Source organism: Nocardia sp. NPDC055050, from assembly GCF_053608345.1.
Genome location: NZ_JBSGVG010000007.1, coordinates 163,214 through 187,050, shown reverse-complemented (window position 1 = coordinate 187,050; position 23,837 = coordinate 163,214). Strand labels below are relative to the sequence as shown.

The following is a 23,837-nucleotide window of genomic DNA, read 5'->3' as shown; positions in this document are numbered from 1 at the left end:
GGGAAGTCGGCGCTCGTTCACCGACCTTCTCGCGACCGGCCGCGGCCGGAAGGTTTCACCGGCTCACCGCCGGACGTGTTCCATTGTAACGATCCAACCAGGGTACTCATGGCACGATGCCACCCAGGCGTTGCGTCGCAGGCCGCGCCGGGCTACGGCGCGAGGCCCGCATCGATGGCCATCGCCGCGCCGACGATACCCGCGGTGTTCTTCAATACGGCCGGAATCACGGGAGTTCGGTTGGTGAGCAACGGAATCCACTGTTCGTGATCACGGCTGATGCCGCCGCCCGCCACGATCACCTTCGGCCAGAACAGATCCTCGATGTGACCCAACACGCGACTCACCCGCTGCGCCCACTCCGGGTAGGTCAGGTCCTCGTTGTCCTTGACCGAGGCCGCGGCCAGATCCTCGGCGTCGACGCCCTCGATCTTGAGATGGCCGAGCTCGGAGTTGGGCACCAGCACGCCGTCGTAGAGCAGCGCGGAGCCGATGCCGGTGCCGAAGGTGAGCAGCAGCGTCAGCCCGTGGAGGTCGCGCGCGGTGCCGTAGCGGTCCTCGGCCAGTCCCGCCGCGTCGGCGTCGTTGAGCACGGTGACCTCGCGCCCGCCCAGCGCCTTCGCGAACAACGCGCGGGCGTCGGTGCCGATCCAGGCCTGGTCGATGTTGGCCGCGGTTCTGGCGTGGCCGTCGAGCACCACGCACGGCATGGTGATACCCACCGGGCCCTCCCACCCCGCCTGCGCGACGAGTTCGGCGACCGCCCCGGCGACGGCGTCGGGCGTCGACGGCTGCGGTGTCGGGATCTTGATGCGCTCATGGGTGAGCAGGCCGGTGGCCAGATCGACCTCGGCGCCCTTCACCCCGCTGCCGCCGATATCGATACCGAATGCGTGCCCCCGAGTGGACATGGTTCAACCCCTTGCTGACGTGGTCGAGGTGCCTGGCAGACACCAGGGAGAAGAGTAGCGGTAGTCACCCCTCGCGCGACGAGCCACGACATGTGATGCGATGGGTGGGTGCCCGAATACACCGAGCCCGAGACCGTAACCGCCCCCACCACATCCGCCGATTACGAGCAGTTGCGGCGCCTGGCCGTCGAGCTCGCCGAGACGGCCGCCGCGCACGTGCGTGCCCGCAGGCCCGAGGTATTCGCCGACGACGGACCCGTGGCAGGCGCCGTGGCCACCAAGGGGCACGTCACCGATCCGGTCACCATCGTCGACACCGAATCCGAACAGCTGATCCGCAAGCTGCTCGCCGAGCGCAGGCCCGGCGACGCGATTCTGGGGGAGGAGGGCGGCGGCGATGTCGGCGCCACCGCGCCGGGGGCCGTCACCTGGGTCGTCGACCCGATCGACGGCACCGTGAACTTCCTCTACGGGCTGCCCGGCTACGCCGTCTCGGTGGGCGCGGTCGTCGACGGCAAGCCCGTGGCGGGCGCCGTGGTGGACGTCGCCGCCGCCACCACCTACAGCGCCGCATTGGGCGCTGGATCGCACGCTGTGCGACCGGACGGCACCCGGGTGACACTGCGCTGCAGTAGCGAGGATTCGCTCTCGGTGGCCCTGGTAGCCACCGGCTTCGCCTATGGCAGCGCGCGCCGGGCCCGCCAGGCGCAGCTGCTCACCGAGATCCTGCCGCGGATCCGCGACATCCGCCGCCTCGGCGCCGCCGCCATGGACCTGTGCCATGTCGCCTCGGGCAGGCTCGAGGCGTACTACGAGCACGGCCTCAACGCCTGGGACTGGGCGGCGGGTGCCCTCATCGCCGCCGAAGCGGGTGCGGTCGTGCACGTCCCCCCGGTCACCGTCGGCGGGGCAGCGGGCGAACTGACCGTCGTCGCGGCCCCCGGCATCGCCGGGGACCTCACCGACCTGCTCGACCGGGTCGGCGCGCCGACGGCGCTACCGGACTAGAGCGCTCAGCACTTGACTTCGCGTGCGGCGTCGAGGAGGTCCGGGTCGATCGAGGACGAGCTCGCGCCGGGGGCCAGGTTCTTGAGCGACCGGAGCACGGCCTCGGCGTCGGCGCCGGGTCGCAATGATTCACCGAACGCCTGCCCGAGGACCAGGTCGACGGTGTCGTCGGTGCGCGGATCCTCGATCAGCTCGGCGCAGGGCGCGATCAACTGCACCGACGCGGCCGCGGGCCGCCCGTTCACACCGAACCGGATCTGACCGGTGCAGGTGAGGTCGCCGCTGACATAGACCGGATCGTTACCGACCTGTGTCCCCGGCGCGCCGGCGAAGCCGAGGTCGGCCAGTGCCGCGCCGATGTTGCCCGCCTGGCCGCTCTTGCCGTTGGCGTTGAACACCCGCACCCGCGACTCCGACAGGGCCGCCGGGTCGACCTCGGCGAGTCGCGTCGGACCCACCCGGGTACCCAGTGCCGCGGGCTGCGGCGCGTTGGTGGCCGTCGGCGTGCTCGGCGCGTTGCACGCCATCGGTTCGTTGCTGTCGTCACGGGTTCGGAATGCCGTGATCCAGACGAACAGGCTCACCAGAGCCAGCACGAGGACGAGCGCGAGCCAGAGCTCGGGCCGCCGCCGCGGAAAGGGTTTGCCGTCGCGATCTGTCGCGCTGCCTTCGGTGATCAGTGAAACCACGCGCTCACTCTACGAGTCCCGCGGCGGTGCGCGAGTCGGGGAGGTCTCGGCGAGTTTCCCGGCAGGTGACGATTCGTCGTCGGTTTCGGCTCGGCGCGGGTTTGATTGCGACTTTCGTCCATCGGTCCGCTATTGTCTGGCCGCCCAGATCGAATATTTACCGGTGAAACGGTGGTCGGTCGCGGGAACAACAAGGGCATGTCCTGCGTTTACCGAACGCTGTCGGAGTAGATCGCTGGTCGATCGAACCTGATAGACGACCGGTGCACGTGTGAGGTGCACCACCGGCGGGGCGGTACGAACGCCGGAACCCTGCGGGGTTACGGCAATCGACTGATCCGGGATATACGGAGTAAGGACTGAGGGGAAGACGACATGGCAACCGACTATGACGCACCGCGGCGCACCGAATCCGACGAGGTGTCGGAGGATTCGCTCGAGGAGCTGAAGGCCCGCCGCAACGAGGCGCAGTCCGCCGTCGTGGACATCGACGAATCCGATACAGCGGAATCGTTCGAGCTTCCCGGCGCGGACTTGTCCGACGAGGTACTCAGCGTTCGGGTGGTCCCGAAGCAGGCGGACGAGTTCACCTGCTCGAGCTGTTTCCTCGTGCATCACCGCAGCCGACTGGCCACCGAGAAGGGTGGACAGCTCATCTGCATGGATTGCGCGCTCTAGCGGCAGGCAAGTGCGTGGCACCGTGCGGTCGATCGACCCGCATGGGCTACGCAGACTGATCCGCAGGGATCAGCGAGGAAGGGTCAGCCCGCGCTCGGGAGTCCGAGCGCGGCCAAGACCCGGTCCGGCCTACGCGTACTGACCAACCAGTACGGCGTGGGGTCGTCCGGGTCGTCCAGCACCAGCAATGCCATCGGGCCGATCCACGCCCGGTGCTGCACATAGGCGGCGGGGTCGAGTTGTCGGCCCAGCGCCGCACTCTTGGCCGTCGGCGCGACGGCCGCGGCGCGCGCGACGAAGCTCACCGGTAGGTGGGCGCGGTCGACGCGCAGTTCCGCCGTACCATCGTCGGCCACGGTGACATCCAGGCGATGCCTGCTCATCCACAACAGAATCCAGACCGGGACCGGCGCCAGCAACACGTACGGCAGCCAGGCCCGCAGACCCGGCGCGCCCATATGGATCTCGGCTGCGAGCAGGCCCGCGATCGCGAAGCCGACCGGCCACCACCACAGCGGCACCCACAGGCGCTCGGAGTAGGGCGACGGACCCTGCGCGCTCGGCGCGCCGTGGTCGGTGTCTGTGGTCGCGGTCGTCGGGGAATGGGGCTGGTCGGGCACCCCTCAACACTAGGTCACCGCACCAGGGCTGCGACGAGAAGGTCCGGCCTCGACCGCGTAGTCTCGACCGATGTGAACGCACTTGCACCGATTCCGCTGCGGCGGCTCGATCCCGGCATCCCTGTGCCGACGCGTGCCCATCCGGGTGACGCGGGCGTCGACCTCTGTACCACCGAGGATGTGATCATCGAACCGGGCGAGCGGGTGCTGGTCGGTACCGGGATCGCGATCGCGTTGCCGATGGGCACGGTCGGCTTGATCCACCCCCGGTCCGGCTTGGCGGCGAAGGCCGGTCTGTCGGTGGTCAACACGCCCGGCACGGTCGACGCGGGTTACCGCGGTGAGATCAAGGTGTGCCTGATCAACCACGACCCACGCACCGCCATCGAGCTGCGTCGCGGCGACCGCATCGCGCAGTTGCTGGTGCAGCGGGTCGAGTTGGTCGACTTCGCCGAGGTCGACGATCTCGACGACACCGCCCGTGGCACCGGCGGGTACGGGTCGAGCGGCGGGCATGCCAGCCTGGCCGACAAGGAGGCGTGATGGGTCTGTTCGGAAAGAAGAAGCGCGCGCGTGACGACGCCGCCGACGACTATGTCGAGTACGACGACGTCGAGTACGACGAGGCGGACTACGACTTGGACGCGGACTCCGACGAGTACGACACCGACGAGTTCCAGCGCCCCGACTTCGCGCGCCTGGACTTCGACGACGCTCCGACCGATGAGCGCATCTACGGCAATTTCGACCATGCCCCCGATGCCGCCGCGGGCCCCTACGACATCAGCGAGGTCTCCGACGAGGCCATCTCGCGTCGCCTCGATCTCGGCTCGGTGCTCATCCCGGTGCCCCAGGGCGGGCAGTTGCAGGTGGAGATGAGTCCCGACGGCACCCCGCAGGCGGTGCACCTGGCCACCGAGCACGGCAGGCTCACGGTCGCCGCCTACGCCGCGCCCAAGTCGGCGGGTCAGTGGCGCACGGTCGCCGCGGATCTGGCGGAGTCGCTGCGCGGTGACGGCGCGAGCGTGGCTGTCGAGAAGGGCCCGTGGGGCCGCGAGGTCAAGGCGATCACCGAGGGCGCCGACCTGCGTTTCATCGGTGTCGACGGTCCTCGCTGGATGATCCGGCTGGTCGCCGCAGGCCCCAAGGGCGCCGTCGACGACCGCAGCCCGCTGATCACCGCTGCCCGCGCGGTCCTGGCCGACGCCGTGGTCCGCCGCGGCACCGACCCCCTGCCCGTGCGCGACCCGCTCCCGGTGGTCCTGCCCCAGGAACTGGCCGAACAGCTGGCCGCCGCCCATCAGCAGCAGGTCCAGGCCCAGCAGGACGCGCTCGAGGCCCAGGCGGCCGCCGCGGCCGCTCCGCCGCCCTCGGCCCTCCCGCCGAAACTGCCGGACGAGCCGCGTCGAGGCGCGGACGGTTCGGCCATGCAGCAACTCGGCCTGAACTAGGCGTGGCTCCGCCGCCTCTCCGCGACTTTCGCCGGTCGTGGGGAGGCGGTTCGGCTGGTGACCTGGGCCTGCGGTTCGGAGCGGGTGTGGTGTCGGGGATATCCGAACGAGTTACCCATGTGTTCGCGAAATCAGTTGTCCTGCAAGGCTGTTCGTTGCGTGAGAGTCGCTGGTAGCAGCGCGCTCAACTCTGCGAACCCGGTGTGCCCGAGGATCGCCGGGTCGGCGCCCAGCTCGGCGAGTGTCACCCGGTGCAGTCGGGCTGACGGCAATGTTGCCGCCCATTCCTCAGCGACGGCGATCGGGTGGACCGGGTCGTCGCCGGCGCCGACGACGGCGACCGGCACGTCGTTGCCCGCCAAGTCGTCCAGCGACGGCCACGCGTACGCGGCGGCCTCGTCCAGCGCGGCGGGCAGATGTGGCCACTGCCCGCGCCAGGACTGGGTCAGTGCGTCGGCCAGCCAGGGTGGACTCGAGGCGCGCATTCGCTCCAGCACCGCCTCCAGACCGTCGGCTCGCAGTTGCTCGGCGGTAACCGCGGCGCTCAACGCGGCTGGGCACGCGGCGGTTTCGGCACCCGTCCAGGCGGGTAATGCTGTGATGACACCGACTACCGCGGTACGGTGCTCGGCTGCCCAGTCGAGTGCGATCGCGGCACCGAGGGAGATGCCCGCGGCCAGGACCGGACCGCGCGCCGCGGCAGCGTCCAAAGCCGCGGTACAGCTCCCGATCACGGCCTGCGGGTCCGGTTCGACGGCGTGGAAGGCGAGTCCGTACGCGAGGGCGGCAGGCCCGAACGCGCGGGCCGCGAAATCGGCGTCGGAGCCGGTCCCCGGCAGGGCGACCACGGTGACCTGGGGTGGGGTGCGCAACACCGACCGAGCGTAGCGGCCGGGCGTTTGCCCATCTACAGTGGCGGTGTACGGCCAACTAGCGGGAGAAGCGTGACATGTCGTCATCCACGGGCGGACACAAGTCGGGATCGGGTCCGGACTCGGGATATTTTCGCCGACTCGGTCGTCGTCTCACCGCCGATATCGACCAGCTCGACGCCGAGGAATTGGCCGAGACGGCCGATGCGTCCGGTGCCCGGCGGGCCAAGGATTGCTGTCGTGGCGAAGAGGCGACGATTCTGGGCAGACTCCGCAGTGTCGAGGCGTGTCCCAAGGCGGCCGGTGCCACCGTGCAGGCCGAGTTCTTCGACGGCACCGATGCCATCACCCTGGTGTGGATCGGGCGCAGGCGCATTCCCGGTATCGAACCGGGCAGGCGCATTCTGGTCCGTGGTCGCGTCGGCGACCGCGACGGCCGCAAGGTGATCTTCAACCCCTACTACGAATTGCGCGGGAACAGCTGACGTATGCCCTCCAGCGACGAGTACCGCACTGCCGCGGACCCCGAAGCCACCGTGGCGTTGCCCGTGGTCACCGATGAACAGGTGGACCCGGAGATCGACACCGAGGTCGACAAGGCCGAACAAACCTTGCTCGAGCAGCTCGGCGGTTTCAGCGGCCTGATCTATTCCACCCTCCCCGTTCTGGTTTTCGTCCCGGTGAACACCTTCGCGGGCCTCACCGTGGCCATCTGGGCCGCTCTCGGCGTCGCCGCCGCCATCCTGATCTGGCGACTGGTGCAGCGCAGCCCCATCCAGCCTGCCGTCTCCGGCTTCCTCGGCGTCGGCCTGTGCGCGCTCATCGCCCAGCGAGTGGGGGAGGCCAAGGGCTTCTTCCTGTTCGGCATCTACACCAGCCTGGTGTACGCGGGCGTGTTCGCGGTGTCGATCCTGCTGCGCAGGCCGCTGGTCGGGGTGATCTGGGGCGCGCTCAACGGGCACGGTCACCGCTGGCGGACCGACAAGCGCATCCGCAAGCTCTACGACCTGGCCACCGCGGTCTGGGTGGTCGTGTTCGGCGCCCGCTACCTGGTGCAGTCGCAGCTCTACGACACCGACCACACCACCTGGCTGGCCGTGGCGCGGATCGGCATGGGCTGGCCGCTCACCGCGGTCGCCCTGGTGGTCACCGTGTGGGCGGTGCGCCGCGCCGGGCACCTGCCCGCCGAGAAAGCCGACAAGCCCGGCGCCGGAACGGAATCCGTGCCCGCGTAAGGGTGGTCAGCGCGCCGCCGGAGGTGGGGAAGTACCCACCCTGGGGTATCTGGTCGCGACCGGCTGTTCGTCGCACGATCAATGCGTAGGAAAAACGCGATGATCGTGAGAGGACCGGCGACCATGATGGCAACCGAGCACCGAAATGAGCGACCGGCCACCGCAGCACGCCGCGACGCCGCCAAGACCCCGGCGCCCGTGCTGTCGGAGAGCAAGCGCCTCGGCGCCGAACTCGACGCGCTGATCGGCCCGGCCGCCGCCGGTGATCGCGACGCCGTCGCCGAGATCCTGCGCCTGGTGCACCCGGTGGTCCGCCGGTACTGCTCGGCCCGGATGGGCACCACCGGGCATCTCACCGTCACCGCCGACGATGTCACCCAGGAAGTTTTGATCGCCACTGTCACCGCCATCCCGCGCTACCGCGATCAGGGCAAGTCGTTCCTGGCCTTCGTCTACGGCATCGCCGCCAACAAGGTCTCCGACGCGTTCCGTCGCGGCAAGCACACTGCCTACCCCACGGCCGAGCTGCCCGACAGCGCCAGTACTTCGGCGGGTCCGGAGGAGTGGGTGCTGGCCTACGAGCGCCGCGCCGCCACCCTCGAACTGATGAAGGTGCTCGCGCCGAATCACCGAGAGGTGCTGCACATGCGCATCGTGCTCGGCTGGAGCGCGGCCCAGACCGCCGAGGCCATCGGCACCAGCCCTGGCGTGGTCCGGGTGATGCAGCACCGCGCGCTCAACAAGCTGCGCGCGGAACTGAAAGTGGCGTAGGGACTTACGGCCGCACGCCGTGCGTCGCCAGCGTGAGGCGCAGATCCTCTTCGGCCTCCACCGAGGTGACGAACAACAGTTCGTCGTCACCCTCGAACGGATCGTCGGGCTGCGGCACGATGACCCGGCCACCGCGCAGGATCGTCACCAGCGCGGTATCGCGCGGCATCTTCAAAGTCCGCACCGGCTTGCCTGCCAGCTGGGTGTCGGCGGGCAGGGTGATCTCGACCAGGTTGGCCTGCCCTTGCCGCAGCGTCATCAGCCGCACCAGATCACCCACCGATACGGCCTCCTCGACCAGCGAGGCGAGCAGCCGCGGCGTCGACACCGCCACGTCGACGCCCCACGACTCGTTGAACAGCCATTCGTTGCGCGGATCGTTGACTCGCGCCACCACCCGGCGCACCCCGAACTCGGTCTTGGCGAGCAGGGCGTGCACCAGATTCGCCTTGTCGTCGCCGGTGGCCGCGATCACCACCTCGTAGGTCTCGAGATCGGCGTTCTCCAGCAGCGACAGCTCGCAGGCGTCGGCGTGCACCCAGACGGCGTCGGGGATGGCGGCGGGGTCGATGTGGTCGAGCTGGCGTTCGAGCAGCATCACGCGGTGTCCGCCGCGTAGGAGTTCCCTGGCGATCGAGCGCCCGACCGCGCCCGCTCCGGCGATGGCGACCTTCATGTGTTCAGTCCTCGCTCAGTGGGGCCTTGGCGGCCAGGGCGATTGCCTCGCCGACTGTGCCGGACGTGGCCGCGACATAGACGACGTCGTCGGCCTGGACGATCGTCTTGGATTCGGGCAGCAGGCCCTGGCCGAAGCGCAGGATGAACGCCACCCGCACCTGCAGGTCGCGTTCCAGATCGCGCACCGTGCGACCGGACCAGTCCTCGTGCAGGGTCAGCTGGGTCACCGCGACCGCGCCGGTGGGGTCGCGCCAGGTGGTGGTCGAGTTGTCACCGATGAGGGTGCGCAGGAACCGGTCGGTGGTCCACGGCACGGTGGCGATGGTCGGGATGCCGAGTCGTTCGTACACCTCGGCGCGTTTGGCGTCGTAGATGCGAGCGACGACACGTTCGACGCCGAACATCTCTCTGGCCACTCGCGCCGAGATGATGTTGGAGTTGTCACCGGAGCTCACCGCGGCGAAGGCGTCGGCGCGCTCGATCCCCGCGCGGGTCAGCACCTCACGGTCGAAGCCGACGCCGATCACCTCCTGCCCGGTGAAGCCCTCACCGAGGCGGCGGAAGGCGGTGGGATCCCGGTCGATGACCGTGACCTCGTGACCCACCCGGGTCAGCGCACGCGCCAGTGACGAGCCGACACGCCCGCACCCCATGATCACTACGTACACCGTGCACCCTCGTTCCTTGCCTACCCGTGGCGTCCGGCAAGGACCGTACCCGCCGGATGCTCCCATCGCCCATTTTCCCCGCGCCGACGCGGGGCAAACAATCCGGACATCGCCGTGACGCCGGTGAACGTGCGCGCGAAGGTGCTGGTGAACTCCTCTATGCTCAGCCCGGTGTCCAAGTTGACGACGGCAGCCAAGCGTGTGCTGCTGGGCAGGCCGTTCCGTAGCGATTCGCTCGGCCACACGTTGTTGCCCAAGCGTATCGCTCTTCCGGTCTTCGCCTCCGACGCGATGTCGTCGGTCGCGTATGCCCCGGAGGAAATCTTCCTGGTGCTGTCGGCGGCGGGCATCTCGGCCTACGTGTACGCGCCGTGGGTCGGTCTTGCCGTAGCCCTGGTGATGGCGGTGGTCGTTGCCAGCTACCGGCAGAACGTGCACGCCTACCCTTCTGGTGGCGGCGACTACGAGGTCGCGACGAAGAACATCGGGCCCAATGCCGGTTTGACGGTCGGCAGCGCGCTACTGGTCGATTATGTGCTCACCGTGGCGGTGTCGATTTCGTCGGCCGCGTCCAATATCGGGTCGGCGATCCCGTTCGTCGCCACGCACAAGGTGTTGTTCGCGGTCGTGGCGATCGCGATCCTCACCGCGATCAACCTGCGTGGCATCCGCGAATCGGGGACCGCCTTCGCGATTCCCACCTACGCGTTCATCTTCGGCATGTTCGCGATGCTGGCCTGGGGCCTGTTCCGTACCTACGTGCTCGGCGACGACATCCAGGCCGAGTCCGCCGGTTTCGGGCTCAACGCCGAAGACGAGCACCTCTACGGCTTGGCCTTCGCCTTCCTGATCGCGCGTGCCTTCTCCTCCGGCTGTGCGGCGCTGACCGGTGTCGAGGCCATCAGCAACGGTGTGCCCGCGTTCCGTAAACCCAAGTCGCGCAATGCCGCGACCACCTTGCTGCTGCTGGGTTCCATCGCGATCGTGCTGCTGATGGGCATCATCATCCTGGCCCAGAAGATCCGCGTCGTGTACGCGCACGACCCCGCGCACCTGGTCGGCGCGCCCGCCGATTATCACCAGAAGACCCTCATCGCGCAGATCGCCGAAGCGGTGTTCCACGGCTTCCCGATCGGGTTCTTCTTCATCACCATCGTCACCGCCCTGATCCTGGTGCTGGCCGCCAACACTGCGTTCAACGGTTTCCCCGTGCTCGGTTCGATCCTGGCCCAGGATCGCTACCTGCCCCGTCAGCTGCACACCCGTGGCGACCGGCTCGCGTTCTCCAACGGCATCCTGTTCCTCTCGGGTGCCGCGATCGCGTTCGTGGTGTTCTTCGGCGCCGAGGTGACCAAGCTGATCCAGCTCTACATCGTGGGTGTGTTCGTCTCGTTCGTGCTGAGCCAGACCGGCATGCTGCGGCACTGGACGCGCCTGCTGCGTACCGAGACCGACCCGGCACAGCGCAGGCAGATGATGCGTTCCCGGGTGATCAACGCGATCGGTCTGACCGCGACGGGCGCCGTGCTGATGATCGTGCTGGTCACCAAGTTCTTCGCCGGCGCCTGGATCGCGATCCTGACGATGGTGGCGATCTTCGTCGTGATGAAGCTGATCCACAAGCACTACGACTCGGTCTCGCGCGAACTCGACGAATCCGACTGGGACGGCGTGCTGCCCAGCCGCACCCACTCACTGGTCCTGGTCTCCAAGCTGCATCTGCCCACGCGCCGCGCGCTGGCCTTCGCGCGCGCCACCCGCCCGGACACGCTGGAAGCGGTGACGGTCAACGTCGACGACGCCGACACCCGCAAGCTGGTGCGCGAATGGGAGAACAGCGAGATCAACGTGCCGTTGAAGGTGATCGAATCGCCCTATCGCGAGATCACCAAGCCGGTGCTCGAGTACGTCAAGCGGGTGCGCAAGGACGCTCCGCGCGACGTGGTCACCGTCTTCATTCCCGAATACGTGGTCGGCCACTGGTGGGAGCAGGTGCTGCACAACCAGTCCGCGCTGCGGTTGAAGGGCAGGTTGCTGTTCGAGCCCGGTGTGATGGTGACGAGCGTGCCGTGGCAGCTCAGTTCCTCCACCAGGGCCAAGCAGGCAGCCGATGTGAACGCACCGGGTTCGGTGCGCCGAGGTTTCGAACGACCAGGACGTCGCGAATGAGCGGCGCGCCGGTCGAGGGTGAGAGTGGGTGTGGCCGTGAGTGATTGGAGCGGACAAGAATTCGAGGTGCGCCTCGGGGCGCCCGGGCACGGTGGGTTCATCGTCGGGCGCCACGAGGGCCGGGTCGTGTTCGTGCGACACGGGCTACCCGGTGAGCTGGTGCGGGCGCGGGTGACCGAGGATCGCGGCGGTTCGTTCTGCCGGGCCGACGCGGTCGAGATCATCGAGGCGTCCCCGGACCGGGTGCCCGCGACCTGTCCGGTGTCCGGGCCGGGCGGTGCGGGGTGCTGTGACTTCTCCTTCGCGACGCCCGCGGCGCAGCGCGCGCTCAAGGCCACGGTGGTGGAAGAGCAGTTGCGCCGGTTGGCCAAGATCGAGCGTGAGGTGACGGTCGAGCCGATCGCCGGTGATTCGGGTGAGGTCACCGGTGGTTGGCGCACGCGGGTGCGGTTGGTCGTGGACGGCGCGGGGCGCGCCGGTGTGCACCGTCACCGCAGCACCGAGGTGATCGCGGATCTGCGCTGCCCGCAGCCTGTCGCCGGTGCGCTCGACGGCGTCGCGGACCGGTTGTGGACGCCGGGGGCCGATCTGGTCGTCGCGCTCGACGGTGACGGTGTTCGTCATATCGTGGAACTGGCCGAGACTCCTGCTTCCGGTCCCGCCGGTCGCCCGGAGACACCGCGTGGCGCGAGCCGCGGTCGTGGCCAGCGGCCGGGGCGTCGTCGTGAGTCGGCGCCGCCGACGGGTGACGAGCGTGGGGCGATCCGGGACCGGGCGGCTTCGCGGAAGTCGGCGATGAACGCGCCTCGTGAGGAGTGTGTGGTCGAGGGTTCGGGTCGCGTCGTCGAGTATGTGGCGGGGCGTCGCTGGGAGTTGTCGGCGACCGGGTTCTGGCAGGCGCATCGCGGTGCGGCGCAATGTTATTCGGACCTGATCGCCGAGTGGTCGGGGCTCGCTCCCGGCGGTTCGGGGTGGGATCTCTACGCCGGTGTGGGCGTGTTCGCTGCCCGCTTGGCCGAGCAGGTGGGGCAGACCGGGGCGGTGACCGGTGTCGAATCCGCTCGTTCGGCGGTTGTCGACGGAGTGGCGGCGCTGGGGGATCTGCCCTGGCTGGAATTGCGTAGTGAGCGGGTCGAGCCGTGGGCTCGAAGTGCTTCCGGTAGGCCCGATGTCGTGGTGCTCGATCCGCCGCGGGCGGGGGCGGGCAAGGATGTCGTCGCCGCTGTCGCCGATGCCGATCCGCGCCGGATCGTTCATATCGGTTGCGACCCGGCGGCTTTCGCTCGTGATCTGGGGTTGTACCTGGATGCCGGCTATCACCTGGCGGAGCTGCGGGCCTTCGACGCCTTCCCGGCGACGCACCATGTCGAATGCGTCGCGCTGCTCGACCGCTGAGTGTTCGGTGATCCCGGACGATTCCACCGATAGAAAGAGAGAGTTCGCGCTACATTGTCTCAATGGTGGACGTGAACGACGCACGCCGGTTCGTTGTCATCGGGGGTGGGCTGGCCGGGCTGGCCGCCGCCGTATGGCTGGCGGAAGCCGGTGAACAGGTGACCCTGCTGGAGCGGCGAGGTCGGCTCGGCGGCCGCACGCAGGCGATGCGGGTCGCCGAGGTGGACGACCTCGCCGACAACGGCCAGCACGTGGTGGCCAGCGGGTACCGGAGCCTGTGGCGGTATCTGGAGAGCGTGGGCACGCGGCACCACGTGGAATTCCCCGGCGCGGGGAGCCTGCGCTGGCCGGGTGGTCGCGCAGTCATGTTGCACACCAAGGGTTTCGCAGCCGTGCGCACACTGATGGGTGCGCATCCCGACGCGGGACCGCTGGAGCGGCTGCGTGCGCTGCGTTCCGCGCTCACCTTGGTGCGCCAAGCGCTGTGGCAGCCTGCCTACCTCGCCGACATCACCACCGACGAGTGGTTCCGGCGGCTGGCGATGCCGCCGAAAGCGCGCGAGGCCCTGTGGGATTGGCTCGCGCTCGGCATCGCCGCGGAACCGGTGGACAGGGAGTCGGCGAAGGTGTTCGCCGATGTGCTGGCCACCGGGGTCCGGATCGGGATGCGGACGCGCACAGGCGTGACGATCGGCTACCCCACCGTGGATCTGGACACCCTCTACATCGCCGGTGCCGAGAAGGTTTTCGAACGCCACGGGGTCGACGTGCGCTACCGGGCGGTGGCCCGCAAGGTCGTCATCGTCGACGGCAAGGCGACCGGGGTGCAGCTGGCGGACGGCTCGGTCGTCGACGCCGACGCGGTGATCTGCGCGGTTCCGAACACCAATATCGGCGGGCTCCTCGACGACCTGCCCGAACATGCCGAAATCTACGCTGCCGCAGACAAACTGGGGTTCACCCCGATCGTGAGCACGAACCTGTATCTGGACCGGCCGCTGAAAACCAAGTCGGCCATGGAGGCGCTGATCGGCGGCACCGGAGTGATCGATCAGGTCTTCGACCGGCAGCGCATGCATCAGCGCGCGCCCGATGGCACCTGGCTGTACTGCCTGACGACCAGCGGCGCCTACGAGCAGATCCACAAGAGCAACAGCGAGATCGTCGCCGAGCAAATGGATCTCATCCGCCGCTATTACCCGGAAGCCGCCGACGCTCAGGTCGTCACCGGTCATGTGGTGAAGATGCCGAAGGCGACCTTCTCCCAGGTTCTCGGCACCGACAACCTGCGCCCCGACCAGCGCACCTCGGTCCCGAACCTGATGCTGGCCGGCGATTGGACCCGCACGGACTGGTGCGCCACGATGGAAAGCGCCGTCCAGAGTGCCGAACGCGCCGTCGAAGCGCTGCTCGCGCAGCCGGAGTAGACCGGCCGCGCTAGTCGAGGGCCCAGGTGACGCGGACGCTTGCGCCGACTTCGGTTTCGCCGGGGACCACGGGAACCGGGGAGCCGGCCCGGGCCATCAGCATGGGGGAGGAGTCCATTTCCGCGCTGATGTCGTAGGCCCGGGACGTCGGCGGTGAGGTGTCCTCGGTGATCTGGAGGACAGCGCCCAGGCTCACCCCGGCGCGGGTCGCGTACTGCTCGGCTTTCGCCTTCGCGTCGTCGTAGGCCGCGTCGCGGGCTTGCTCGAGCAGGGGGGCCGGGTCGGCGACGCCCCGGGTGAGGCCGCCGAGGCGGACGTCGTCGCCGCCCGCGTTCACCGCGGCGGCGACCGTTTCGGCGGGGTCGATGCCGGTGCCTTCGCGCAGCGACACACTGAGGCCGGTGGAGGCCAGGTATCCGGCGATCTCGTTGCGCCCGTTGTCGGTGTAGACGGTTTCGGTGCGCACGCTCAGGCCGCTGGTGGCCATGTCCGCGTCACTCACCCCGGCGGTTCGCAGTGCCGCGACGACCGCGCTCACCCGGTCACCGGCACGCCCGTAGGCCCCGGCGACGGTGTCGGCGCGCGATTCCACCGACAACGTCAACCGGATCAGATCGGGGACCGCGCGCACCACGCCGCGCCCGAAGGTGGTCGTGCTCGCCTGCCAGGACTTCTTGCTCACCGCGGTACTCCTGTCGGTCGAAGGCTGCTGTGCTGCTCAACGTCTCGCGTGAGGACCGAGTTCCGCCGGGCGGTCAGTAGTTCTCGGCGTTGCCCGAGATGGTTCGGACAGTGGCTTCCATCTGCGCGTACGCCCCGGCCGCGAGCCGTTGCAGCAGGGCGAGTTTCAGTTGCGGGTGCTGCTGGGCGAGCTCGTCGAACACGGCCGTGCTCATCACCGCCACCCGCAGCCCGGTCTCGGCGACGATGTCGTTGACGAAATTCTCGCCGGTCAACATCGGGATCTCGCCGAACGACATCCCCGACGACAACGTCACCAACCGGTGCACCCGCCCGTCGGTACCGGCGAAGGTGGCCCGCACCCGCCCGGCGAGAATCAGGTACAGCCCGGACCGTGGCTCGCCGCGCTCGGCGATCACCTCGCCGCGGGCGAAGGTGCGGGCGACGAAATCCGCGCACAGCCGGTCCCGGTCGGCGGGGGCGAGTCCCACCAGCAGCGGATGCTCGTCGAGGTCGATCGACGCGGCGGCGCGCGTTCCCGGCGGCCGATGCCGGTCGAGCACGATGTCCTCACACCATTCGGTCGCGGTGTCGCGATCGACGAACACCCGCCCGCGCGGATCGTCCGGATCCAGACTCGACACCTCGTGACCGAGCTTGGCATCGGGATCGACCAGCGCCACCCGGCTGCCCCGGCGCACCAGCTCGGCCTGCAACTGCTCGACCATCCCGCGAGCCACCTGACTCACCTCACCGACCCGGCGCAGGTCGATCACCAGCGCGTCGAGCTCGTCGGCGTTGCCTTCGATCGCCCGCACCGCCCGTTCGGCACCGGCGAACAACAGGTCGCCGTGCAGCTCGTAGACCCGCGCACGGTCACCATGGGCGGCCAGCACCTCGGCATCCTCGGGGGTGCGGCGCAGTCGCGACGGCAGCTGCGCGACCGAGTAGTCGGCGCGGATCGCGGTGCGCGCCGATCGGGTCACGTGACAGAAGTGCAGTTCGAGCCGGCGCGACAGCTCCCGGCACGCCGCCACCCCGCGCACACTGTTGCCCTGTCCGTCCAGCCTCGGTGAATACACCGAGATCCCGAGCTGACCGGGCAGCACCGCGATGATCCCGCCGCCGACCCCGCTCTTGGCGGGCAGCCCGACCGTGGTCACCCAGTCACCGGCGGCGTTGTACATGCCGCAGGTGGTCATCACACTGAGCACCCGTTCGGTGAGCGAGGTCGACAGCGCCCGTTCACGAGTCTTCGGATTGACTCCGTTGTCGGCCAGGGTTGCCGCCATCACGGCCAGATCGGTGCAGGTGATCTCGATCGAGCACTGCCGGAAGTACCGGTCGACCACGTCGTCCGGATCGACGTCGATGATGCCGACCGAGCGCAACATGTACCCGATCGCCCGATTGCGGTACCCCGTGCGGGCTTCGGATTCGTAGACCGCCTCGTTCATCGTCAACTCGCGCCCGGCGAAGCGGGAGTAGCAGCGACGGACCCGCTCGAACTTGTCGGCGGCGTCGCGGCCGTCGATCAGCGAGGCCGCGGTGATGGCCCCGGAGTTGATCATCGGGTTGCTCGGGCGCTGAGTGTCGGGTTCGAGGCTGATCTCGTTGAACGGTTCACCCGACGGCTCCACGTCGATGTGCTCGGCCACCCCGTCGAGTCCGCGATCGGCCAGCGCCAGCGCGTAGGTGAACGGCTTGGAGATGGACTGGATGGTGAACCCGATGCCGGTGTCGCCGACCTGGTAGACGAGTCCGTCGGCGGTCGCCAGGCACAGTCCGAACGAATCCGGTGCGACGGCGGCGAGCTCGGGGATGTAGTCGGCGGGTGCGCCGGAGGTGTCGTCGCGACAGACCGCGTACACCTCGTCGAGCATGCCCGCCACCACACCCGGGTCGATCGTGCGCGTCGCGCCGTGCGGTCGAGTCACAGCGTCACTGTAGGTCGCAGCGCTGGTGGCCCGGTCCTGGACGCGCGGGGGAGATTGTCCTCACAGCCCAGAACTCGGTGAGGTAAGCCTTGGTCGAACCCGATTTCCGCCCGCGCGTCCTGTTCACCGGGCCTGCGGCGGTATCGTCGTCGCGACCGTAGCGCTCGCCGTGCCCGTGCTGGGAAGGGCCCGCGAGCCTGTGCCCGTCCCGCGGGCAAATACACTGGGCTGATCACAATGTAGTCCGGAGGGAGCGAGTTCAGGTGGGAGTGCTGTCGCGGGTGGATTCACCCGAAGATCTGCGCCGGCTGAGCGTGCCGCAGCTGCGGGAACTGGCGGACGAGATCCGCGAGTTCCTGGTGCAGAAGGTCGCCGCCACCGGAGGCCATCTCGGCCCCAATCTCGGGGTGGTCGAGCTGACCATCGCCTTACACCGGATTTTCGATTCGCCCGCCGATCCGTTGATCTTCGACACCGGCCACCAGGCGTATGTGCACAAGATCCTCACCGGTCGCAAGGATCGCTTCGACTCGCTGCGCAGCCGTGACGGTCTGTCGGGCTACCCGAGCCGCGCCGAGAGCGAACACGACTGGGTCGAGTCCTCACACGCGTCGGCCGCGCTGTCCTACGTCGACGGCCTCGCGAAGGCGTTCGCGCTCACCGATCAGGACCGCACCCCGGTCGCGATCGTCGGGGACGGCGCGCTCACCGGCGGTATGTGCTGGGAGGCGCTCAACAACATCGCGGGTGCGCCCGATCGCCCGGTGGTGGTGGTGGTCAACGACAACGGCCGTTCCTATGCCCCCACGATCGGTGGACTCGCCGACCGGCTGACCGCCCTGCGTACCCAGCCTGCCTACGAGCACGCGCTCGACGCCGGGAAACGCATCCTGAAAAGCATTCCCGCCGTGGGTGATTCGGCGTACTCGATGGTTCACGCGCTCAAGGCCGGGATCAAAGACGCGGTGAGCCCGCAGGAACTGTTCTCCGATCTGGGCATGAAGTACGTCGGCCCGGTCGACGGCCACGATCTCGTCGCGCTCGAAGCGGCGATGCGGCGCGCCAAGGACTTCGGCGGTCCGGTCGTCGTGCACGTGGTCACCCGCAAGGGCAACGGCTACGAGCACGCCGAGAACCACGTCGCCGACCAGATGCACGCCTGCGACCCGATCGACCCGCTCACCGGCCGCCCGCTGGCGGGCAAGAAGGCCAAGGGCTGGACCGCGGTGTTCTCCGAGGAGCTCATCGAACACGGTGCGCGCCGCGACGACATCGTCGCCATCACCGCCGCCATGCCGGGCCCCACCGGCCTGGCCGCGTTCGGCGAACGCTTCCCCGAGCGCATGTTCGACGTCGGCATCGCCGAACAGCACGGCATGGCTTCGGCCGCCGGTCTGGCACTGGGTGGTATGCACCCGGTGGTCGCCATCTACGCCACCTTTCTCAACCGCGCGTTCGACCAGCTCCTGATGGACGTGGCACTGCTGAAGCAGCCCGTCACGGTCGTGCTGGATCGCGCGGGTATCACCGGCCCCGACGGCGCCAGCCACAACGGCATGTGGGACTTCTCGCTGCTGGGCATCATCCCCGGCATCCGGGTCGCGGCCCCGCGCGACGGTGCCACGTTGCGGGAGGAGTTGGCCGAAGCGCTCGCCGTCTCCGACGGCCCGACCGTGCTGCGGTTCCCGAAAGGCAGTGTCGCCGAGGACATCACGGCCGTGGAACGTCTCGACGGGCTGGATGTGCTGCGACTGGCCGTGCCCGGTGCGGGCTCCGCCCAGTCCCAGCACGGTGACGTCCTGATCGTCGCCGTCGGCCCGTTCGCCGACACCGCGATGAAGGTCGCCGAACTTCTCGAACCCCAAGGCATTTCGGTCACCGTCGTCGATCCGCGCTGGGTCATCCCGGTGTCGGACACCTTGGTCAAGCTCGCGGAGAACTACCGCCTCGTGGTCACCGTCGAAGACGGCGGCCTGCACGGCGGCATCGGCTCCACCGTCTCCGCTCGCCTGCGCGACGCGGGCCTGGACGTCCCCACCCGCGATCTCGGTGTGCCCCAGCAGTTCCTGGACCACGCCTCCCGCAACGAGATCCTCGAAGAACTCGGCCTCACCCCCGACTCCATCGCCCAGCGAATCGGCGGCTGGCTGCAATCACGCTGATCAGAGCCGGATAACGCCCGCCGCGTGTCGGGCGTTGTCCGCCTCGGGCGTTGCGTACCCTCGCTGCCGAACGGTCCACTCGGGATTCCGATCGGCGGGAGAGTTCATGGCGAAGGTGGCGATCGTCGGGGCGGGCGTGATCGGTATCGGCTGGGCGAGGCTCTTCGCCCGGGGCGGCTGGGACGTCGCACTGGCCGATCCGCGACCCGACCTCGAACAGATCGTGGCCGACGATCTGCCGGGTCTGCCGGTCACCGCCCACGCCGAGGCCGGATCGGCCGCCGAGGGCGTCGACTATGTGCAGGAGGCAGGCCCGGAACGGCTCGAGTTCAAGCACGAGGTCTTCGCCGAGCTGGCCGCAGCCACCGCCGACGACGTGGTGCTCGCCTCCTCCTCGTCCTCGCTGCTGCCCACCGACATCGCCCAGGGCAGCTCCGCGGCGGACCGCATCCTGATCGGCCACCCGTTCAACCCGGCGGACCTGATGCCCCTCGTCGAGGTGGTTCCCGGCGCGAAGACGACCGATGTGGCGATGGACCGGGCGATGACGGTCTATCGCGAGCTGGGCAAGACACCGATCCGGTTGCAGCGCGAGATCCCTGGTTTCGTCGGCAACCGCCTGCAGAAGGTCTTCAACGACCAGGCGATCTACCTGGTGCAACAGGGCATCATCGCCGCGGAAGACCTCGACGACCTGGTCAAAGCTTCGCTCGGACTGCGCTGGGCCACCGTCGGCCCGTTCGAGGGCATGAACCTCGGCGGCGGCCCCGCGGGCATCCGCCATCTGATGGACAACGTCGGCTCCCAGATGACCTTCGACATCGGCTCACCGGACAAGTCGGCCATGGGCATGGTGGTCCAGCAAGTCGACGCCGCGTACGGCAACGGCGAGCAGCAGTACGAGCAGGGCGTGTCGGCCCGCGACGAGAAGACCCGCGCGATCCTGCACGCCCTCGGTGAGGATGCCTGAGACCGCGCGGCCCGACGGCGTCTAGTGGCCGGGCCGCCGGGCGACGACGGCGAAATTCAACGGGATGCGCGGTGCGCCGTCGGGCAATGTCCATCCCTGCTCGCAGGGTACGAGATCGGCGAACGCGGGCCAGTCCATAGTGGGCAGCTCGGTCAGCGCCTCGATGACGAGCCCGGCTCCGAGCAGCGCGCCGACGATCTCGCCCAGGTCGTGGCGCCACTCATGATTGGTCGTGTGCGCGATCTGCCCTTCGGATTCCTCGGTGTAGGTCCCCGAGTCCGAGTAGCTGCGAGCGCCGCCACCGCCGAGATAGTCGTCGTCGATCTCCCACGGTTCGAACTGCATCGCACCCAGAATCGGATGGTCGTCGCGGATCACGAACACCCCGCCCGGTTCGAGCAGGTCATGGATCGACCGCGCCCACGCGGTGAGCTCCGGCAGCCAGACGATGGTTCCCGCACTGGTCACGATGGTGTCGAAGCGCCGATCGAGCAGGGAGGAGGCGAACCGCGCGTCGCCTTCGACCCAGGTGATGTCGCGACCGTCGGCCTCGGCGATCCGCGCGGCGTGCCGCAGCGAGTTCGGCGACAGATCCAGTCCGTGTACCTCGATCGCGCCCAATCGCGCCCAGGACACGGTGTCCGTCCCGATGTGACACTGCAGATGTAGCAGGGATCGCCCCCGGATCCCGGATTCCGGTAGGTGCGGGGCCAGTACCGCGAGATCGTTGCGCACCACCGAGGAAATGTCGTCCGGATCGGCCAGAAAGGCGTCGACGTCGTACATCCGCGAACGCGCGTGCACGTCGGCCCGGTCGTCCCAATTCGCGCGGTTGGCGGCGATCGCTTCGGCTTCGAGCACGGCATGACCTTTCGACGGCGGTGTGACGGCGAGGATCAACGCTAGTTGTCGGGCCACCGTCGGGTCGACTGATTTTGTGCCGCCGGGTCTCTCGGCACGTATTGGGCTGCCGAGACGCGTCGCTCAGGGCGTGCGGCGGATCGGGGAGTATTCCTGTTCGGGCCGGCCGGTGGTGCCGTAGCGAAGTTGCATGCGTAGATCGGCGGTGGTGACGAGGGCAGCCAGGTAGCGCTGGGCGGTGGCCCGCGAGATTCCGATGGCGGTGGCGACCTCGCCCGCCGACATCGGGGCAGTGGCCCCCTGCACCGCTCGGAGTACGAGTTCCCTGGTGGGAGAGGCGGCGGCGGAGCCCCGGTCCGGGGTGGCCGGGGTGGGCCGCAGCGCGTCGAGTGCCGCGTCGACCTCGCGTGCGCTCACCTCGGGGACGGCGAGGATTCTGCGGTAACGGGCATAGCCGGCCAGTCGGGCGGCGAGGACGGTGTGATCGAACGGTTTCACCAGATACGCCAGCGCTCCCGCCGCCGAGGCGGCGCGGACCGTGGCCGATTCGGTGGCAGCGGTGAGCATCATGGCGTCGCAGTGCAATTCGCGTACCAGGTCGATGCCCGAACCATCCGGCAGATAGACGTCGACCAAGGCGAGATCGATGGCGGTCGTGGCGAGTGCCTGCCGGGCGGCGGCAACGGTGTTGACGACCGCGCCGACAGCGAATCCGGGTAGCGCGCCGACGATTCCGGCATGCATGTTCGCCACCCGGAAGTCGTCATCGACCACGAGCACGGTGTAGTCGGGCCGGTTCACGACACTTCTCCCTCGCTGAGCACGCCGGGTAGGCGCGCGATGAACTCCGCCCCGCTCAGTTGTCCACCGGTGCCGGCGGCCGAGGCCAACCACACATCGCCACCGAGCGCCCGAGCGACCTGCCGCGACAACGCCAGCCCCACCCCGCGACCCCCTGGCACCCCGCCACCGTGTTTCGTCGAAACCCCGTCGGCGAACAGCGAATCCACCAATTCCGGTCCGATTCCCGGGCCGCTGTCGGCGACGGTGATGTGCAGCGTGGATCCCTCCTGCACCAACTCGACCTCGACGAGCGCGCGGGCCTGCGCGCCGGACTCGTCCGCCACGGAATCATCGCGGATGCGTGCGTCGAACTCGGCGGGCACGTCCGGCCCCGTGGCGGCTTCGACGACGCGCACGGCATCGATGGCATTGTCGAGCAGATTGCCCAGCACTGTCGTCACATCCACCGGCGCACCGAGATTCGCGTCCACCCAGGTGCTCGGCCCCAGCCGCAACGACACCCCGTTCTCCCTGGCATGAGCGGCCTTGGCGGCGAGAAACGCTTGCAGATACGGATCGCGCACCGCATCGATCCCCGGCATCGCGGCACCGAGCGGCCCCGACCCGAGCAGCTCGTCGATGTATTTCGCGGCCTCGCTGGGCCGATCGCCGTGCAGCAACCCACTGAGCAGATGCAATCGGTTGGCGAACTCGTGCCGCTGCGCTCGCAACACCGTGCTCATCGACCGCACCGCGTCCAGCTGCCGGGTCAGCGACTCCACATCGGTCCGATCGCGCACATCGAGCACCGCCCCCAGCGCGCGCCCCTCGCGGGTCACCGTCCTGGCGGTGACCACGACGATCCGATCGCCGACCGCCGCCTGCACCGGCTGCCCGTCGGCGGCGCGAAACGCCTCGAGCACGCGCGGCGTGAGCCCGATCGAATCCACCGAACGTCCACTGTCCCCGTCGATTCCGAGCAGGGCGCGCGCCTCGTCGTTGATCACCGTCGTGCGCCACCTGGCATCGACCGCGACCACCCCCACGCCGATCCCGTGCAGCACCACATCCTGTTCGCGCACCAGTTCGGCCAGCTCGGCGGGCTGCAAGCCCAGGGTCAACCCGTGCCACCGCCGTGCCAGCAACACCGACCCCGCGATCCCCGCGAACAGCGCGCCCATCACCAGGACGGCGGCCCGGCGCAGGTCGCTCACCAGCTGATCGCTCACCGCCTCGGTGGAGATGCCGACACTCACCTCGCCCACCACCCGATCCGAACCGGGCTCGCGCACCGGCACTTTCGCCCGCACCGAGTCGCCGAGTGTGCCGTGCTCGCGAATCACCACCTCGCGCCCTGCCAACGCCTCCGAGGGATCCGTGCTCACCTTCTGACCCAGCCGCGCCGGGTCGGGATGCGCCAACCGCAACCCCGCGTCATCGGTGATCACCACGAACAGTGCCCCCGTCCGCAGGCGCGCCGCCTCGGCCGTCTGCTCCAGTTCCCCGCTCGCGAGCTCCGCGCGGAGCAATGGCCCCGGCTCCAGCGCCGCGTACCGGGCGACCTCCTCGCGCACCACCGGATCACTGGCGACGGTGCGCGCGATGGCCAGAGCCCGCTGCCCGTACTCGGCCGACAACCGCTGATCGCTCAGGTAGGCGAACACCCCGAACGCCAGCCCCAGGATCAACGCCACCAGCGCGACCTGCAGCAACACGATCTGCGTCCGCAGCCGGACACCACGGGGGAACAGCCTCACCGGCTCAGTGTAGGCACCCCCGGTGACCATGAGCACAATGCGCACAACGTCCGTATCGCTGCTTGCGCCGGTTGTGCGCACAAGCGCGCGCCCTGTGACCCACAACACTTACCT

The 23,837-nt window shown here is 69.0% G+C and carries 23 protein-coding genes; 12 read left to right on the top strand and 11 right to left on the bottom strand.

Translation table 11 applies throughout. The features are described 5' to 3' along the window. Positions 1-152: 152 nt before the first annotated feature. Positions 153-911, bottom strand: coding sequence for a polyphosphate--glucose phosphotransferase (ppgK, locus tag ACWGCN_RS10120; protein WP_452458464.1), 759 nt, complete (start codon positions 909-911; stop codon positions 153-155). A gap of 108 nt (positions 912-1,019) precedes the next feature. Here ppgK and ACWGCN_RS10115 point away from each other — a divergent pair, with 108 nt between their 5' ends. Next, a complete protein-coding gene (locus ACWGCN_RS10115; protein WP_452458463.1) occupies positions 1,020-1,919 on the top strand; it encodes an inositol monophosphatase family protein in 900 nt (299 codons plus the stop codon). A gap of 5 nt (positions 1,920-1,924) precedes the next feature. On the opposite strand, the gene cei is transcribed toward ACWGCN_RS10115, so the two are convergent. Further along, complete coding sequence (gene cei, locus ACWGCN_RS10110) at positions 1,925-2,608, bottom strand: envelope integrity protein Cei (protein ID WP_378626688.1); 684 nt, start codon at positions 2,606-2,608, stop codon at positions 1,925-1,927. 375 nt (positions 2,609-2,983) lie between these two features. Here cei and ACWGCN_RS10105 point away from each other — a divergent pair, with 375 nt between their 5' ends. After that, a complete protein-coding gene (locus ACWGCN_RS10105) occupies positions 2,984-3,286 on the top strand; it encodes a DUF4193 domain-containing protein (RefSeq protein WP_056811237.1) in 303 nt (100 codons plus the stop codon). Between the two features lie 83 nt (positions 3,287-3,369). Here the strand turns inward: ACWGCN_RS10105 and ACWGCN_RS10100 are convergent, their stop codons facing one another. Then, entirely contained in the window at positions 3,370-3,906 is a 537-nt protein-coding gene (locus tag ACWGCN_RS10100) for a DUF3093 domain-containing protein (protein WP_378988640.1), read from the bottom strand. Positions 3,907-3,978: 72 nt separating this feature from the next. On the opposite strand from ACWGCN_RS10100, the gene dut reads away from it, so the two are divergent. Both dut and ACWGCN_RS10090 read left to right on the top strand, forming a co-directional pair. Beyond that, on the top strand, positions 3,979-4,449 hold the full coding sequence (gene dut / locus ACWGCN_RS10095; RefSeq protein WP_358063315.1) for a dUTP diphosphatase: 471 nt from the start codon (positions 3,979-3,981) through the stop codon (positions 4,447-4,449). Positions 4,450-4,454: 5 nt separating this feature from the next. Then, on the top strand, positions 4,455-5,357 hold the full coding sequence (locus ACWGCN_RS10090) for a DUF3710 domain-containing protein (RefSeq protein WP_452458467.1): 903 nt from the start codon (positions 4,455-4,457) through the stop codon (positions 5,355-5,357). Between the two features lie 131 nt (positions 5,358-5,488). On the opposite strand, the gene ACWGCN_RS10085 is transcribed toward ACWGCN_RS10090, so the two are convergent. Further along, positions 5,489-6,232 (bottom strand): alpha/beta fold hydrolase, encoded by a 744-nt coding sequence (locus tag ACWGCN_RS10085; protein ID WP_449967316.1) that lies wholly within the window; start codon positions 6,230-6,232, stop codon positions 5,489-5,491. 74 nt (positions 6,233-6,306) lie between these two features. On the opposite strand from ACWGCN_RS10085, the gene ACWGCN_RS10080 reads away from it, so the two are divergent. The 3 genes from ACWGCN_RS10080 (at position 6,307) to ACWGCN_RS10070 (ending at position 8,235) form a co-directional block, all read left to right on the top strand. Then, the gene (locus ACWGCN_RS10080; protein ID WP_067458744.1) at positions 6,307-6,714 is read left to right on the top strand and encodes an OB-fold nucleic acid binding domain-containing protein; all 408 of its coding nucleotides are present in this window, start codon (positions 6,307-6,309) and stop codon (positions 6,712-6,714) included. A 3-nt stretch (positions 6,715-6,717) separates the two neighbouring features. Beyond that, positions 6,718-7,464, top strand: coding sequence for a DUF3159 domain-containing protein (locus ACWGCN_RS10075; protein ID WP_378988646.1), 747 nt, complete (start codon positions 6,718-6,720; stop codon positions 7,462-7,464). Positions 7,465-7,590: 126 nt separating this feature from the next. Then, a complete protein-coding gene (locus ACWGCN_RS10070; RefSeq protein WP_449967491.1) occupies positions 7,591-8,235 on the top strand; it encodes a sigma-70 family RNA polymerase sigma factor in 645 nt (214 codons plus the stop codon). A 4-nt stretch (positions 8,236-8,239) separates the two neighbouring features. On the opposite strand, the gene ACWGCN_RS10065 is transcribed toward ACWGCN_RS10070, so the two are convergent. Together ACWGCN_RS10065 and ACWGCN_RS10060 are read right to left on the bottom strand one after the other, a co-directional pair. Further along, on the bottom strand, positions 8,240-8,911 hold the full coding sequence (locus ACWGCN_RS10065) for a potassium channel family protein (RefSeq protein ID WP_067458738.1): 672 nt from the start codon (positions 8,909-8,911) through the stop codon (positions 8,240-8,242). A gap of 4 nt (positions 8,912-8,915) precedes the next feature. After that, entirely contained in the window at positions 8,916-9,581 is a 666-nt protein-coding gene (locus tag ACWGCN_RS10060; RefSeq protein WP_056811222.1) for a potassium channel family protein, read from the bottom strand. Positions 9,582-9,752: 171 nt separating this feature from the next. Here ACWGCN_RS10060 and ACWGCN_RS10055 point away from each other — a divergent pair, with 171 nt between their 5' ends. The 3 genes from ACWGCN_RS10055 to hpnE all read left to right on the top strand — a co-directional run bounded on the left by ACWGCN_RS10055 (position 9,753) and on the right by hpnE (position 14,572). Next, the gene (locus ACWGCN_RS10055; RefSeq protein ID WP_378988650.1) at positions 9,753-11,750 is read left to right on the top strand and encodes an APC family permease; all 1,998 of its coding nucleotides are present in this window, start codon (positions 9,753-9,755) and stop codon (positions 11,748-11,750) included. 36 nt (positions 11,751-11,786) lie between these two features. After that, a complete protein-coding gene (locus ACWGCN_RS10050; RefSeq protein WP_452458462.1) occupies positions 11,787-13,145 on the top strand; it encodes a class I SAM-dependent RNA methyltransferase in 1,359 nt (452 codons plus the stop codon). A gap of 62 nt (positions 13,146-13,207) precedes the next feature. Continuing rightward, entirely contained in the window at positions 13,208-14,572 is a 1,365-nt protein-coding gene (gene hpnE, locus ACWGCN_RS10045; protein ID WP_379318454.1) for a hydroxysqualene dehydroxylase HpnE, read from the top strand. 10 nt (positions 14,573-14,582) lie between these two features. On the opposite strand, the gene ACWGCN_RS10040 is transcribed toward hpnE, so the two are convergent. Both ACWGCN_RS10040 and glsA read right to left on the bottom strand, forming a co-directional pair. Then, entirely contained in the window at positions 14,583-15,254 is a 672-nt protein-coding gene (locus tag ACWGCN_RS10040) for an SIMPL domain-containing protein (RefSeq protein WP_452454179.1), read from the bottom strand. A gap of 73 nt (positions 15,255-15,327) precedes the next feature. Beyond that, positions 15,328-17,136 carry a glutaminase A gene (gene glsA, locus ACWGCN_RS10035; RefSeq protein ID WP_452458466.1) on the bottom strand — a complete coding sequence of 603 codons (1,809 nt, stop codon included), beginning with the start codon at positions 17,134-17,136 and terminating at the stop codon, positions 15,328-15,330. A gap of 317 nt (positions 17,137-17,453) precedes the next feature. Between glsA and dxs the strand changes: the two genes are divergently transcribed. Together dxs and ACWGCN_RS10025 are read left to right on the top strand one after the other, a co-directional pair. Next, positions 17,454-19,352 carry a 1-deoxy-D-xylulose-5-phosphate synthase gene (gene dxs, locus ACWGCN_RS10030; RefSeq protein WP_452458461.1) on the top strand — a complete coding sequence of 633 codons (1,899 nt, stop codon included), beginning with the start codon at positions 17,454-17,456 and terminating at the stop codon, positions 19,350-19,352. Positions 19,353-19,458: 106 nt separating this feature from the next. Next, positions 19,459-20,322 carry a 3-hydroxyacyl-CoA dehydrogenase NAD-binding domain-containing protein gene (locus tag ACWGCN_RS10025; RefSeq protein WP_452458460.1) on the top strand — a complete coding sequence of 288 codons (864 nt, stop codon included), beginning with the start codon at positions 19,459-19,461 and terminating at the stop codon, positions 20,320-20,322. A gap of 21 nt (positions 20,323-20,343) precedes the next feature. Here ACWGCN_RS10025 and ACWGCN_RS10020 read toward each other — a convergent pair whose 3' ends face one another. The 3 genes from ACWGCN_RS10020 to ACWGCN_RS10010 all read right to left on the bottom strand — a co-directional run bounded on the left by ACWGCN_RS10020 (position 20,344) and on the right by ACWGCN_RS10010 (position 23,753). After that, positions 20,344-21,183 carry a class I SAM-dependent methyltransferase gene (locus ACWGCN_RS10020; protein ID WP_379314774.1) on the bottom strand — a complete coding sequence of 280 codons (840 nt, stop codon included), beginning with the start codon at positions 21,181-21,183 and terminating at the stop codon, positions 20,344-20,346. Between the two features lie 123 nt (positions 21,184-21,306). After that, positions 21,307-21,984, bottom strand: a complete 678-nt coding sequence (locus ACWGCN_RS10015) for a response regulator (RefSeq protein WP_452458459.1) — start codon at positions 21,982-21,984, stop codon at positions 21,307-21,309. Next, positions 21,981-23,753 (bottom strand): ATP-binding protein, encoded by a 1,773-nt coding sequence (locus ACWGCN_RS10010; protein ID WP_452458465.1) that lies wholly within the window; start codon positions 23,751-23,753, stop codon positions 21,981-21,983. The genes ACWGCN_RS10015 and ACWGCN_RS10010 overlap by 4 nt, the downstream gene beginning before the upstream one ends. Positions 23,754-23,837 lie beyond the last annotated feature (84 nt).